The organism is Nitrosomonas sp. Nm132, assembly GCF_900100485.1.
GTDB lineage: Bacteria > Pseudomonadota > Gammaproteobacteria > Burkholderiales > Nitrosomonadaceae > Nitrosomonas.
Window position 1 is genome coordinate 1 of sequence record NZ_FNDH01000052.1, and the last position, 13,907, is coordinate 13,907.

Here is a 13,907-nt window from a genome sequence, read left to right on the forward strand (position 1 = left end):
TATTCCAAAACATCCGTACTAAAAGCTACCAATTGGCCCAATCCCTCGTTCCGTAACTGACCCGTCCCTTTATCTACTCGGTGCCGCCTCACTGCAGAAAAAACAAACTCGTCTTCAAAAAGCTAAAATGTAACAATAACACTGGAAATTAGTGGCGTCATACTCATACTCGCCATCAAATCCACTGTCTCCTGCCTGCTTTCACTTTCGCGATCATGCTTCGTGAGCATTCGCAGGTGAGATTAAAAATTCAATCGCGGAATTTGGGGTAGGGATCGGTATTCCTGCTGATGCAGAATTCGAATTAATTGAAGCTGATGATCCTTATGGTTTTGCGAGTGAAACAGAGTTGTCTTTGTTTAGACGCCCAATGCCAACCACTAATCTTAAATTTCTAAGCACTGTAATGTGGGATGGTCGCGAAACAACGCTTATGCCCGGTTCCAGTGATTGCATTCGTGGAATTTCAACTTGTTTCTCTCCTGTATCCTTTGGCTTATCAACTCAAGCTAATCATGCCACATTGGGTCATGCTGAAGCATTGCGGGAATTGACTGACGATGAACGTAAAGAGATCGTGTCATTTGAATCAGGGTTGTTTACAGCACAAATACAGCATAACGATGCCGGCAATCTGACAGCGATGGAAGCGCATGGGGGCCCTGAAGCGCTTTTGAAGCAAGATTATTACTTTGTTATCAATAATACCCTCGCTGGGGATTATCTAACTGGTGTGGCCTTTAATCCCAAGATAATGTCACTTTATGATAGCTGGAGTAGTTTTAAACCCAATAAATCATCGGATAGTGTTACAAATGCGCGCGCTGCCATTGTGCGTGGCCAAGCGTTATTTAATACAAAGTCAATCCAGATCAGTAGTGTTAAAGGAATCAATGATGATTTCAACATCGATGTGCTTCCAGGTATATGCACAACCTGCCATAATACGCCAAATTCTGACAATCACTTAACACCGATGCGATGCCTCTGGATATTGGTATTGCTGATGCATCGCGTCGTACACCGGATATGCCACTGTATAATACACTGAGAAACAAAACAACTGGTGAAACTATCCAAACAACCGACCCAGGGCGTGCTTTGATTACCGGTAAATGGAGAGATATAGGTCGCTTTAAAGGAGCTATTCTGCGTTCTGTAGCATCAAGACCACCTTATTTCCATGATGGTTCTGCTCCTGATTTACCAGCGGTAATTGAGTTTTACAATACTCGTTTTAATATCGGTCTTGCTGATGATGAGAAGGCTGATCTTGTTGCATTCTTGGCAGCGCTATAGCGCCATAGCATTGAACACGCTACCTTAAAATCAGGGTAGGGTGTTCATCTATTATTTTTGAGAAATTGAACATAGTTTTGTGTCATTATCGTTGCTAGCTTTAGTATTTTGTCTCTTAATGGGATTAAGAGAGGTAATTCAATAAGAATATTACTAAAGCAGAATTTTTATAAATCTTATACTCATCGTACTTCAAAATTCGGCATCAATACCTTCTCTCGCTGGGAGAAGGCTGGATGAGGGATTATGAAAACCGAATTTTGAAGTGCGATGAGTATAAAATAGCAGATACTAAAATATCCCCTGAGTCCATGTCGTGGTAATCTGTGCTGGAGATATTGATAAATTTTGGAGATACTAAGTTATATGGATTTTTCTCCTTTAGTTTCGCAAACAGATATTAATAAACATGCCCTTCTCGAGAAGCACCTATTAGGTATTCCTGAATACCCCGAGCGGCAGGAACTTCATGCCGAGCTTAACGCGAATGTTTATGAATTGATAAGTATTCCTGCGCAGCTTTCACATTTGGTGCTTTTGTCTGATCGGCAATGGGTCGACCAGGAGCGTCAATTAATAATTCAACTTTGTAATCGTTACGGTATTTTGCCACCTAATGCTCACTTCGACCAATTCAGTGCTGAATTCGGTGATTTTCGTTTGCGATGGGAGCGTCATACCGAGTATTCAACGTATACGGTTTATTGCAAGGGTCCGTTCGATATTCCTTTTGCTAAGCCCGCCATTACCTATCTACCTCAAGATTGGTTAGCTAGCTTGCCGGGTGAGGTGTTAGTTGCGACGCATATTGCGATGGATGATCGATCTCGCCCTAGTCGTAGTCTGAGTGAGCTGGCTGGCCTCTTTACGTCAAACACCGTGACTGGTTCTAAAGTATCGGGTGGGAGTGCTAGTGTCTGGAGTGATAATCAGATTCATGCAGATGGCTTTAGTCGAATCTTGATTCATGATGATAATCTACGCAGTCGTCAGGTTGGGAGGTTAGTGCAGCGCTTGCTGGAAATTGAGACGTATCGTATGCTGGCCATATTGCCGTTAACGTTAACGCGTAATGTAACGCCGCAATTGGAACGCTATGATGATCGCTTAACTGAGTTGATTACCGGTAACGAATTGAGTGGTATTGAAGATGAGCAACATTTGCTTGGTGAATTGACAAGGCTGGCTTCCGAAATTGAGAAAATCTCTGCCCAGACTAGCCATCGATTTAGCGCATCACAAACTTATTACGCTATTATGCAGTTACGTATCGTTGAATTGAGGGAAGAGCGTATTGAAGGGTTGCAGATGCTTTATGAGTTCAGAAAACAGCGAGTGACTTCAGCGATGGGGACTTTCGATCTGGTTCGTTCTCAGTTGGAGATTCTTTCTTTACGTGTGACACGTGCTTCATCGATGCTGCGCACGCGTGTTGATATTTCCATGGAGTCACAAATTCGCGATTTATTAAAATCTATGGATAATCGAGCGCACTTACAACTACGCTTACAAGAAACGGTTGAGGGATTGTCGGTTGTTGTACTGAGCTACTACTTACTCGGTATAGTAGGCTATGGGCTTAAGGCGGCAAAAGCTGCAGGATATGCTATCAATGTGGAATTAATCACGGGGATTGCGATCCCTGTAGTAGTCATGATCGTATTTTTCGGGGTGGGGCGTTTGCGTCGTATGGTGAAAAAAAATAAGTAAGGCATTTTGCATATTTCCTTACTACTTTGACTGTTTTATTGATATTTGCCTCATAAAAAGCAGATGGATGCAAACGGGATGGAGCGCTTGGAAGATCTCAATTGATCAAACGTGTAAAATAAGCGTTACCTTTTATTCGTTTCAAATACGATAACGCTCATTTTACGAAGTTAGTGTCAGATCAGGTAGAGGCTGGTTTTCGATTAAGGGATTGAGCTTTCAGATTCTTCCACTGTAACTGCTTTCATACTCAAACGAAGTCGTCCTTTATCATCGGCTTCAAGCACTTTTACTCGGACAGATTGGCCTTCTTTAAGATGGGCAGCAACATCCTCGACGCGCTCATTAGCAATTTGAGAAATATGTAATAAACCGTCTTTACCAGGCAATATGCTGACAATTGCACCAAAATCAAGCAACTTCAATACTACACCTGTATATATCTTACCCACTTCTACTTCCGCAGTAATATCTTCGATACGTTTTTTTGCAAGCTCGCCGCCCTCGCTATTGATGCAAGCGATCATGACTGTGCCATCATCGGTTATATCTATCGTCGTGTTGGTTTCTTCAGTTAGGGCGCGAATTACTGCGCCACCTTTACCGATAACATCACGAATTTTCTCGGGATTGATCTTGAACTTGATAATGCGTGGAGCGTGTGTCGAGATATTTTCCCGGGTTGCAGGAAGAGCCTGCTTCATAATGTCCAGGATATGTAAGCGACCTTCTTTAGCTTGCAACAAGGCTACCTGCATAATTTCCTTGGTGATTCCTTGAATTTTTATATCCATTTGTAGTGCAGTAATACCTTTTTCGGTGCCCGCTACTTTAAAATCCATATCACCCAGGTGATCTTCGTCACCAAGAATATCGGTAAGTACGGCAAAGCGATTTCCTTCCTTAATTAGACCCATGGCAATACCTGCCACGTGGGCTTTTAAGGGTACTCCTGCATCCATCAATGCAAGGCATCCACCGCAGACTGATGCCATGGAGCTAGAGCCATTAGATTCCATGACCTCGGAAACCACCCTTAACGAGTAACCGAATTCTTCAGGTGGGGGAAGTACTGCTACCAATGCACGTTTTGCCAGGCGCCCATGTCCTATTTCACGCCGCTTTGGAGTACCGACCCGCCCAATTTCTCCTGTGGCGAAAGGAGGCATATTGTAGTGAAGCATGAAGCGCTCTGTATAATCCCCCTGTAAGGTATCCATTTTCTGCTCATCACGAGCAGTTCCCAATGTAGCTACGGCCAGAGCCTGTGTCTCACCTCGAGTAAATAGTGCCGAGCCATGCGTACGTGGTAGCACACCATGGCGTATGAAGATAGGGCGTACAGTCCTTGTTCCACGTCCATCTATGCGTGGTTCTCCATCGAGAATCCGAGTGCGAACGATCAGAGATTCAAGCTCAAACCCGATCTCTTTGACTGATTGTTCATCTGGACCTCCTTCCGTGCCTACACCTAATTCTATGTAGACGCGTTGCCAAATTTCTTTAATGGTTTCAGTTCTAACTTGCTTTTGTTTTAATTGGAATGCATTACGCAAATCTGCTTCTGCCAATTGTGTAATCTTTTCAATTAACACAGGATCTTTCTCAGCTGATTTCCAGTCCCATGCGGTAACGCCAGCTTCATCAGCGAATTCATTAATGGCATCAATGATCACTTGCATTTGCTCATGACCATACATAATAGCGCCTAACATGATCTCTTCGGATAGCTCTGTTGCTTCTGATTCAACCATTAAAACCGCTTGCTGTGTTCCAGCTACAACTAAATTGAGCTGGGTTTGCTTAAGCTCGGTAGTGGTTGGGTTAAGTACATACTCATCATTGATGTAACCAATGCGAGCAGCCCCAATAGGACCATCAAATGGAATGCCTGCAAGCACCAGCGCAGCAGAAGTTCCAATCATTGCGGGTATGTCAGCATCTACTTCACTTTCGGATGATAAAACCGTTGCAACAATCTGGACTTCATTATAAAAACCAGCAGGAAATAATGGGCGGATAGGACGATCAATCAATCTTGAGGTGAGTGTTTCTTTCTCGGAAGGGCGCCCCTCACGTTTAAAAAAACTACCTGGAATGCGACCTGCAGAATAGAATTTCTCTTGATAATCAACGGTTAACGGAAAGAAATCTTGTCCAGGTTTTGTATTTTTATCTCCGACAACGGTAACCAATACCACCGTGTCACCCATCGTAACCATTACTGCACCATGAGCTTGTCTCGCAATTTCTCCGGTTTCCAAAATAAGTCTATGGCGACCGTAGGTAATACTTTTCTTGATCAGTTTCAATTAGCAATCCTTCTTTATTGATGTAATCATCCTTGTTTGACTGGTTATTTCCCTACGCTATAACCTATTTTTATTATTTAGCTAAAAATGTTTAAATAGTTACTTAAAGCTCCTCTGAACTAGAAAAGAAAACTAATAAGTTAATTATTTGCGTAAACCAAGGCGTTCAATTAGCGCAAGATAACGATCGCTGTTTTTCTTTTTCAAGTAATCGAGTAATTTACGTCGATGACTTACCATTCTAAGTAAGCCACGGCGGGAATGATGATCTTTGGCATGTGCTTTGAAGTGATTGATCAAATCATTGATACGAGTAGTCAAAAGTGCTACCTGTACTTCAGGAGAACCAGTATCTCCTGCGGCTCTTTGATAGTCATGCATCACCTGGGCTTTTTGCTCGGTTGTGACTGCCATATAATTTTCTCCAGTTTTAGTTTTGTTAATTGACCTATTACAAGAAGCCCGAATTCTACCCTTTAATAGGTTATTTGTCCAAAGCTTACAAAGTGTTGGGGTACTGTGGCGTAGTCGAAAAGGATCTGTAGAGTAGTTTTCTTTAACTGGGCAATCTGAGATTAAATTAAACTCTAACATGGTTAGTTAATCAAACCCAGGTGGCTTGAGAAATTGCTTGATTGAGTTTGATAGCGGACTTGATCAGGGTGTTTAGTTATCAAGATTTTGATGAAAACATTCTTGATTATACCAGTCAAACCACTGAATTAAACTTTGCTTTATCTCCTTTAAACTATCAAATTCCAGAATATACAAATACTCATATTTCGCCATTTGCCATAGTCGCCCCGCAAATATGTTGTCACGGTAACAGCCTTTACTATCTATGCTGGTTTTTCAGCGTGCTGGTTGACACCGCAAACAAGCCGGATTAACTTTAAGTCGGCATTAATATTTGAAGTTACTTCATTAGAGTAGGCTCCGCATTTTGTGCCATCCCAATACAATAGAAGCTATGAGCAATTTAACTTTGTTTGCTTATTGTTGGAGTATTTGGTTCAGCTTTTTTAAATACGGAAAATAATGCACTTCGATGGAATGGCGTGGATGCCGGATAAACTGTTGCTCCAAACATTTTCCTTCAATGTATGCCTGTTCATGCCAATTGGTTGGAAGCTGTATTTTATTAGTAATCAGTTGGCCTGCCAGTTTCGCCTGGGTCTCTGAAAGCGGCCATATACAGCCTTGTGGCTGAATCAATCCGATAAAAATCAGGCGGAGATACTTCGGATGAAACATTCGAAGATAGAGTGGAATACTGATTGCATTTTCCCAGTTAATGAAAGCCGAATCAAAAAAAAGGAAACTAATTTTATAGCCAGTAGCAGCAATGATCACATCGTATTTAGTAAAAGAGCCATCAGCAAAAAATACAATTTGACCTGAAATTTCTTTGATTTCCTGTCGTGGATGTACTTTTCCATGTCGTATTTTGTCTAATAATTCAGAGTTGATGGTGGGATGGGCCTGGGTTGGTGAAAAATCTGGCTCAGGTAATTGATAATCGCGGTAATGTCCAATCTGGATGCGAAGAAAGATTTTCTGTAACCAGTTCTGGATACTTTGTGGTAGCCATTGAAGTGAAGCGGCGAAAGAATCGGTAGGTCGCCCCATAAAAAACTTGGGAATAATATACTGTGGTGAGCGAAGACTGATATCCACACGCGTAGCAACACGGCTGGCTTCAACCGCGCAATCGCAGCCAGAATTGCCAGCACCAACCACTAATACATGTTTTCCTTCCAATCCTCGATTAGATTTATAATCATGCGCATGTAGATACTCTCCCGTAAAGTCATCCTTCCAAGAAGGGTGGCGCGATACCGAGTGATGACCATTGGCTATTAACAGGTAATCAAAATCTGCACAGGTGCCATCGTTCAGATACAACCGCCAATGCTCTTTTTCGATTTTCTCGACATGCAGCACAGTAACATTAAATCGAATATATTTCTCCAGATGAAAATGCTTGGCGTAAGCTTGAAAATACGCAAGTACTTGCTGGTGACTTGGGTAATCAGGGTAATTATCGGGCATCGGAAAGTCGCTGAACTGTGACATTGATTTGCTGGAAATAATATGTGTTGTTTCGCAAATGCTGCTATGACCCTTATTGGCCGTAAATACCCAATTCCCCCCAATCTGATTATTTTTCTCGAAGCAAATAATATCTTCCACACCCGCTTCAACCAGATTCTTTATGGTGGTAAGGCCAGAACAACCTGCGCCGATTATTGCAATTCTCATAAATTATTAAATGTACTTTTATCAGTGAGTGATCTCACAATATCAATATATGGAGGATTCTGTATCATTCACTGCTTTACCCTTGATATTAATTGCAGCAGTACAAAATATTTAATTAGCCAACCGTAATAGCCCATGATGCTTGAAATGCAAATACTATCTATCAATATAATAATTTCCTTTATTTATATCACTATAGAGAATATTATGAGATTAACAAAAGAGGATAGTATACTCATCTCACCTGAAATTTCGGCACTCAGGTGCTACCGATAATTTGGAAATTATCAGTTAATAAAGTACGTAATTCTGCTTTGTAATGATCCGATATTGTGAAAAAAACTTCGCAAGTACTTTTGAAAAGTGAAAAAATTTCATAGTAGCGACCATAGAGAATTTTCTTCTTGAAAAACTTCCAGTAACGCTCAATTAAGTTTAGGTTAGGTGCATATGGCGGCAAAAATACGAGTTTTATTTTTGAGTCATTGAGATAATCATTGACCAGTTGAGATTGATAATAACGCGCATTGTCACAAATAATGTAAATATGCGCTTGTTGGATGGTGTGCCTCGATCTCCTGAAACAATTGTCATGATTTCGCTTAGACACAGTTCCCTCGCCGCCGACGTCGCTTCAGCGCCAACTCCAACAAGCGCTGCTCCACCACGGTTCAAACCTCTGACAAAAATCGTCAATCGCACAAAAAATCGCTATAGTCTCCATAAGAACCTGACTCCTCATCGTGATGAAACCCTTTTCCAAAATAGCTTCATCATAATAAGGAATTCAGGTTCTTTTTGCTGCTTTTCTTATGTCGAACTCACGTTAGGTAGACAGTTTTTATCCGGTCAGCATAGCGCTTGTCTGAGGTATGACGGTGTGCCGACTCTAAATCAATCATTTCTTGTGCAGTGAGCTGGTAATGTGATGACATATCGAAATTCTAATATATTCATAACTATGCAGCACTAACTTAACCAATTTTTGATTCACGAGAAGTATATTTAAAAAGGAACCCTTATTGACTCTATTTTTTGGTAAATATTAAATCCCACACGCTATGCCCCATTTGTAAACCACGTTGTTCAAATTTTGTCAGTGGGCGATATTGTGGGCGTACAGCATAATCGATCGCTGTATTAGTAAGAAGATCTTCGTTGCTAAGAACGGATAGAATCTGCTCAGCATAGTCTTTCCAATCAGTGGCAACATGAAGGTATCCGCCTGATTTCAAACGCTCGCATAAAAGTGAAGCAAAAACAGGTTGAATTAACCTGCGCTTATGATGTCGTGCTTTAGGCCAGGGATCAGGGAAAAAAATATGAACACCATTGATTGATTCAAGTGGCAACATTTGCTGTAAGACTTCAATTGCATCATGTTGAATGATACGCAGGTTTGTCAATTCAAGCATATTAATCTGAGCAAGCAGACTACCCACACCTGGCGTATGGACTTCTATCGCAAGATAATCCTTTTGAGGGTACTGTTTAGCAATAGTGGCCGTGGCTTCCCCCATGCCAGAGCCTATTTCTAAGATTTTGGGAGTACTGCGCCCAAAAATCTCTTCAAGATTTAATTGGCTTGTGGAAAAAGGAATTCCATACTTGGATAACAGTGTTTCATAAGCATTGCGTTGGGCGTTTGAGATACGGCCCTGGCGAAGCACATAGCTACGAATAGAGCGTGTTGATGACAAAATAGTAGCCGTTCAAATTAATTATATAGCTTGGGTGAAAGGTCACTGCGATTGAGCTGGTAAAGTGCCTTCAATCGGTGAGCTTGGGCTTGCACTATAGGGCTTTCTTGCCATGCGCCCAGCTAGATAGGCTTCGCGTCCGGATTCTACAGCTTTACGCATAGCTGAGGCCATCAAAATTGGATTTTGTGCAGCAGCGATAGCAGTATTCATTAACACACCGTCACAGCCCAATTCCATTGCAATCGTTGCATCAGATGCAGTTCCTACCCCAGCATCAACCAACACAGGAATTTTAGTGTTGTCAATGATAATCTGCAAGTTCCACGGATTTAGAATACCCATTCCCGAGCCTATTAGTGAAGCTAAAGGCATAATTGCGACACAGCCGATTTCTTCCAACTGCTTAGCAATAATGGGATCGTCTGAGGTATAAACCATTACTTGAAAATTCTCTTTGACAAGAATCTCTGCAGCCTTGATGGTTTCTACCACATTGGGGAATAATGTTCTCGGATCACCGAGTACCTCTAGTTTCACCAGAGAGTGTCCATCAAGCAGCTCCCGTGCAAGCCGTAAGGTACGAATTGCTTCATCAGCTGAATAACAGCCAGCAGTATTGGGTAACAAGGTATATCGGGAAGGCGGTAATACATCAAGCAGGTTGGGTTCGTTGGGGCTTTGGCCGATGTTAGTTCGACGGATAGCTATTGTTATGATTTGCGCACCACTGGCCTCAATGGCAGCGCTAGTTTCATTGAAGTCTTTATATTTGCCAGTGCCAACCAAAAGTCGGGAAGAGTAATGTTTGCCAGCAACGATGAAATCATCCATGGAATCAGTTTTTATTGAAAATTGTAGAGTGCATGTAGAATAGCAAAACGGTCGGTATTCAAATTAATGCAAAAAATCATCCCCCGCCCACTGCTACAACAATCTCTAATTGATCTCCATTAGATAGTGTTTGTTCGGTGAATTGACTTCGAGGAATGATTTCACCATTTAGCTCTACAGCGATACGTTTATTCTGTAATAACATATGCTCTAATAGCTGCTGAAGGTTCAAAGGGTTATTGAAATACTGAGGTTGACCATTAATGGTGAGTTGTATCATTTGGAATATGTTTAGCGTAGCGTAGATTCTGAAGTTTTATTTTCCTAATCTGGCAATTTTAGCATGCGGGTGTAGCTCAATGGTAGAGCAGAAGCTTCCCAAGCTTACGACGAGGGTTCGATTCCCTTCACCCGCTCCATTATCGTTCACTGGTAATAAAAAGCATGGCTGGACGTGGCTTATTGATAATATAATGTTGTCATTTTGATCAAATAATCCCGGATCGTCTGATGATTACAATCATAAGGGGACAGTTTTTCTTTTTTTTAACAATCGTTTTGTTGATAGCAAGCGGTTCAGTGTTAAGTGATGATAAAACTGATCAACCTGAGTTACAACATATCCTTGGGTGGGTGGAATCTATTCGACTGGAGCCATGGGGTCTGAAAATGCTTGCGCGTTTGGATACCGGAGCAAATACCTCGTCCATGAGCGCACGTGACATTTACCATTTTAAAAAAGGAAATAAAGATTGGGTGCGATTTATTCTTGATTTTGGAACCGAAAAGGGTAAACCAAATCGTACCATCGAAATTGAACGCCCCATACTGCGTTCTCTAAAAATCAAACAACATAGCGGTGTTTCAGAAGAGCGCCATGTTATTACGATGGATATTTGTTTAGCAAATGAAGTACATAATATTGAATTTAATCTTATCGACCGTCGAGCTCTAAATTATCCTATCCTGCTTGGACGTCGGGCACTTGCGGGTGTTGCGCTCGTTGATTCGGCGCGCACTCATCTTAGTAAAGCTGACTGTGGTCATGTGAAGAAAAAGAAGAAAAAGCGTGACCCGTTAGAAAAATTGACTATCCCTGAATGAGACAACTTCATTTATTGCTTCTGGTCATAGTATTGTGTGCCATAGGATTAGGCTTATCTGCTTACAAAGTAACAACACTGGGATTGCCTCTCACATCCTCTGAACAGGCAGAGGTCTGGAATGTTGAGGCACGTATCAGTTTTCGTGCAAAACCGGATACCAGCGTAAAAGTGAGCTTGCCACTTCCTCTCAATTCTACTGGTTATACTATTATTGCTGAGGATTTTGTGGGGGCCAATTATGGATTGGCAATTGAACAAGACGACAGTGGGCGCACAGCTTTGTGGGCAAAGCGGCGTGCGCAAGGGAAACAGTTATTATTCTATCGCGCTATGATCTATGAGGATGTTGAGAAAACATCTGAAACAGGTAAACCGCCGCTTTATCCATCAGTACCCGATTATCCCGAAAATTTCCGACCAGTTATCCGAGATCTGCTCGATAAGGCGCGACAGCGATCCGCAGATACGGTTTCCTTTACGCAGCAAGTTATTCAGCAGCTGAATGCCGCTTCGCCAGCTCCGGAGTTGAAATTACTGATGGAACATATCAATAATTCTCTTAGACTGGCTAAGGGTATTAATTGGATTCTGGCAGGGGCGCGCATCCCTTCACGAATTATCCAGGGTTTACGTCTACAGGATGGCAAACATTATTCAGAGTTAGAATCTTGGGTACAAGTCTATGATGGTACTCAATGGCGCGCACTCAATATAAAGGATGGTCAGGAGGGTTTGCCTGCTAATTTTGTAATATGGCAAGTCGGCGATCAGAAAAGCCTTTCTGTCGAGGGAGGAAGTGAAATGAACCTTCAATTCTCTGTAGCCAAAACACTTCGAGAGTTAGTTGATATTGCAGAATCACGTGCGGCGTTGAAAGGGTCGCGCATAATGGAATTTTCTCTGTATTCCCTACCGGTTGAAAGTCAGAATGTATATAAGATATTACTAATGGTGCCTTTAGGGGCGTTTGTTGTGGTTTTGATGCGCAATCTAATTGGGATTAAAACCTTCGGGACATTTATGCCAGTATTGATCGCACTGGCTCTTCGGGAGACCGAATTGTTATGGGGATTAATACTGTTTTGTTTGATTGTCGGATTAGGGCTTTTATTGCGTGCCTATGTGGATCGATTGAAGCTATTGCTAATTCCACGATTAGCCTCGGTACTGACCATGGTAGTGCTTCTCATGGCTAGTACCAGCGTTATCATGCACAAGCTCGGACTTGAGATGGGGTTGTCAGTTGCCCTGTTTCCAATGGTTATCATGACCATGATGATAGAACGAATGTCTCTCACTTGGGATGAAGCTGGTCCTGCGGAGGCATTTAAACAGGGCGCAGGAAGTTTGCTGGTGGCGACGATTGGTTATCTCGTGATGAATATCGATGCTCTGCAGCATTTGATATTTGTTTTTCCTGAATTACTGCTTGTTGTGCTAGCAGCCACACTGTTGTTTGGCCGATACTCTGGGTACCGATTGACAGAGCTTTGGCGCTTTCAGGCATTAGCCAAGCGCTAAAAAATGTTTAGAACCTTACTAAATCTGAAGCGAGCAGGTGTTGTCGGAATAAACCGGCGGAATGCTGATTATATCCTGCGCTACAATGAGCGTTCTCTCTATCCGTTGGTCGATGATAAGTTGCAAACCAAGCGATTAGCAATCGCGGCTGGGATCGCAGTACCTGAGTTGTATGGTGTTATTGAAATCGAGCATGACATAACAAATCTTCCCGATATCGTAAGTGAACATAGAGATTTCGTAGTTAAACCGGCACACGGCTCGGGGGGCAATGGTATTTATGTAATCATTGGACGAATCAATGATCGCTATCAACATAATAATGGTAGCTTGTTGACCGAGGAAGAGCTGAAATATCATATTTCCAATATTTTGAGTGGTATGTATAGCCTTGGTGGCCAACCTGATCAGGCTCTTATCGAATATCGGGTAAAGTTTGATTCATTATTTGAGTCAATTAGTTATCGTGGTGTTCCGGATATTCGTACTATAGTATTCAGAGGAATACCTGTTGCGTCAATGGTACGTTTACCTACACGTATGTCAGACGGTAAGGCGAATTTACACCAAGGTGCAGTGGGAGCGGGGATTGATTTGGCAACCGGGTGTACTACGCATGCTGTCTGGCAAAACCGCCCTGTTGAACAGCATCCTGATACTGGTGCTCCTATTAGTGGTTTTGAAATACCTCACTGGAATAAATTATTAATATTGGCGTCACAGTGTTATGAACTTGTTGGATTAGGCTATCTTGGAGTTGATGTTGTATTGGATCGTGAACTTGGTCCTTTGGTGCTGGAGCTGAATGCAAGACCTGGGTTGTCCATCCAAATTGCCAATGGGAGAGGTATGCAAAAACGTCTTGAATATATTGACCGACTCGCTGAAATTCCTGCATCGGCGCGAGAGAGGGCAAGCCTTGCGCAAGATCTTTTTGTGCGAGTATAGAAAAACTTTTAGGCTATCCTACTACCAGCTTTTTTACCCATATTTTTTACCCATATTCAAGGTAGTAGTCTTAAATGTGAATTAAGAGCTAACTCGTAAAAAATTCCAGAAAAACAGAGCCGCAGCCAGCTTTCCAAATACATGCACCATAAGCCCTTTATAAGAACGAACTTGACTCACACATTCAATGCCTGTCTTTTCTTCAATCCAGGCAA

General features: G+C 42.1%; 14 protein-coding genes and 1 tRNA gene. 7 read left to right on the top strand and 8 right to left on the bottom strand.

Features of this window, described 5'->3' with window-relative positions; genetic code table 11:
* The first annotated feature begins 370 nt into the window (after positions 1-370).
* From BLP80_RS12870 to BLP80_RS12880, 3 genes are all read left to right on the top strand, one after another.
* Positions 371-1,051 carry a hypothetical protein gene (locus BLP80_RS12870; protein ID WP_090543870.1) on the top strand — a complete coding sequence of 227 codons (681 nt, stop codon included), beginning with the start codon at positions 371-373 and terminating at the stop codon, positions 1,049-1,051.
* Positions 1,052-1,101: 50 nt separating this feature from the next.
* Positions 1,102-1,299: a hypothetical protein gene (locus BLP80_RS12875; RefSeq protein ID WP_176754369.1), complete on the top strand. Its 198-nt coding sequence runs from the start codon at positions 1,102-1,104 to the stop codon at positions 1,297-1,299.
* Positions 1,300-1,665: 366 nt separating this feature from the next.
* A complete protein-coding gene (locus tag BLP80_RS12880; protein WP_090543873.1) occupies positions 1,666-3,009 on the top strand; it encodes a DUF3422 domain-containing protein in 1,344 nt (447 codons plus the stop codon).
* A gap of 203 nt (positions 3,010-3,212) precedes the next feature.
* Here the strand turns inward: BLP80_RS12880 and pnp are convergent, their stop codons facing one another.
* The 8 genes from pnp to thiS all read right to left on the bottom strand — a co-directional run bounded on the left by pnp (position 3,213) and on the right by thiS (position 10,397).
* Positions 3,213-5,321: a polyribonucleotide nucleotidyltransferase gene (gene pnp / locus BLP80_RS12885; protein ID WP_090543875.1), complete on the bottom strand. Its 2,109-nt coding sequence runs from the start codon at positions 5,319-5,321 to the stop codon at positions 3,213-3,215.
* 144 nt (positions 5,322-5,465) lie between these two features.
* Positions 5,466-5,735 carry a 30S ribosomal protein S15 gene (gene rpsO / locus BLP80_RS12890; protein WP_090543877.1) on the bottom strand — a complete coding sequence of 90 codons (270 nt, stop codon included), beginning with the start codon at positions 5,733-5,735 and terminating at the stop codon, positions 5,466-5,468.
* A gap of 252 nt (positions 5,736-5,987) precedes the next feature.
* Complete coding sequence (locus BLP80_RS16715) at positions 5,988-6,164, bottom strand: integrase core domain-containing protein (RefSeq protein WP_371128831.1); 177 nt, start codon at positions 6,162-6,164, stop codon at positions 5,988-5,990.
* A 150-nt stretch (positions 6,165-6,314) separates the two neighbouring features.
* Positions 6,315-7,583 (bottom strand): flavin-containing monooxygenase, encoded by a 1,269-nt coding sequence (locus tag BLP80_RS12900; protein WP_090543880.1) that lies wholly within the window; start codon positions 7,581-7,583, stop codon positions 6,315-6,317.
* Between the two features lie 259 nt (positions 7,584-7,842).
* The gene (locus BLP80_RS16720) at positions 7,843-8,193 is read right to left on the bottom strand and encodes a transposase (protein ID WP_090543883.1); all 351 of its coding nucleotides are present in this window, start codon (positions 8,191-8,193) and stop codon (positions 7,843-7,845) included.
* Positions 8,194-8,611: 418 nt separating this feature from the next.
* Positions 8,612-9,283 carry a tRNA (guanosine(46)-N7)-methyltransferase TrmB gene (gene trmB, locus BLP80_RS12910; protein ID WP_090543885.1) on the bottom strand — a complete coding sequence of 224 codons (672 nt, stop codon included), beginning with the start codon at positions 9,281-9,283 and terminating at the stop codon, positions 8,612-8,614.
* Between the two features lie 42 nt (positions 9,284-9,325).
* Positions 9,326-10,117, bottom strand: a complete 792-nt coding sequence (locus BLP80_RS12915) for a thiazole synthase (protein WP_090543887.1) — start codon at positions 10,115-10,117, stop codon at positions 9,326-9,328.
* Between the two features lie 76 nt (positions 10,118-10,193).
* A complete protein-coding gene (gene thiS / locus BLP80_RS12920) occupies positions 10,194-10,397 on the bottom strand; it encodes a sulfur carrier protein ThiS (protein WP_090543889.1) in 204 nt (67 codons plus the stop codon).
* A 65-nt stretch (positions 10,398-10,462) separates the two neighbouring features.
* Here thiS and BLP80_RS12925 point away from each other — a divergent pair.
* The 4 genes from BLP80_RS12925 (at position 10,463) to BLP80_RS12940 (ending at position 13,692) form a co-directional block, all read left to right on the top strand.
* Positions 10,463-10,536, top strand: a tRNA-Gly gene (locus BLP80_RS12925).
* A 91-nt stretch (positions 10,537-10,627) separates the two neighbouring features.
* Positions 10,628-11,221 (top strand): ATP-dependent zinc protease family protein, encoded by a 594-nt coding sequence (locus BLP80_RS12930; protein WP_090543891.1) that lies wholly within the window; start codon positions 10,628-10,630, stop codon positions 11,219-11,221.
* Positions 11,218-12,744, top strand: coding sequence for an inactive transglutaminase family protein (locus BLP80_RS12935; protein WP_090543893.1), 1,527 nt, complete (start codon positions 11,218-11,220; stop codon positions 12,742-12,744). The genes BLP80_RS12930 and BLP80_RS12935 overlap by 4 nt, the downstream gene beginning before the upstream one ends.
* Positions 12,745-12,747: 3 nt before the next feature.
* Positions 12,748-13,692, top strand: coding sequence for an alpha-L-glutamate ligase-like protein (locus BLP80_RS12940; protein WP_090543895.1), 945 nt, complete (start codon positions 12,748-12,750; stop codon positions 13,690-13,692).
* Positions 13,693-13,907 lie beyond the last annotated feature (215 nt).

Bases quoted from the DNA above. Each gene is read 5' to 3' on its own strand.
- BLP80_RS12940 (WP_090543895.1), top strand. From the start codon at position 12,748: ATGTTTAGAACCTTACTAAATCTGAAGCGAGCAGGTGTTGTCGGAATA.
- BLP80_RS12880 (WP_090543873.1), top strand. From the start codon at position 1,666: ATGGATTTTTCTCCTTTAGTTTCGCAAACAGATATTAATAAACATGCC.
- BLP80_RS12930 (WP_090543891.1), top strand. From the start codon at position 10,628: ATGATTACAATCATAAGGGGACAGTTTTTCTTTTTTTTAACAATCGTT.
- thiS (WP_090543889.1), bottom strand. From the start codon at position 10,397: ATGATACAACTCACCATTAATGGTCAACCTCAGTATTTCAATAACCCT.
- rpsO (WP_090543877.1), bottom strand. From the start codon at position 5,735: ATGGCAGTCACAACCGAGCAAAAAGCCCAGGTGATGCATGACTATCAA.
- BLP80_RS12900 (WP_090543880.1), bottom strand. From the start codon at position 7,583: ATGAGAATTGCAATAATCGGCGCAGGTTGTTCTGGCCTTACCACCATA.
- BLP80_RS12935 (WP_090543893.1), top strand. From the start codon at position 11,218: ATGAGACAACTTCATTTATTGCTTCTGGTCATAGTATTGTGTGCCATA.
- BLP80_RS12870 (WP_090543870.1), top strand. From the start codon at position 371: ATGCCAACCACTAATCTTAAATTTCTAAGCACTGTAATGTGGGATGGT.
- BLP80_RS12915 (WP_090543887.1), bottom strand. From the start codon at position 10,117: ATGGATGATTTCATCGTTGCTGGCAAACATTACTCTTCCCGACTTTTG.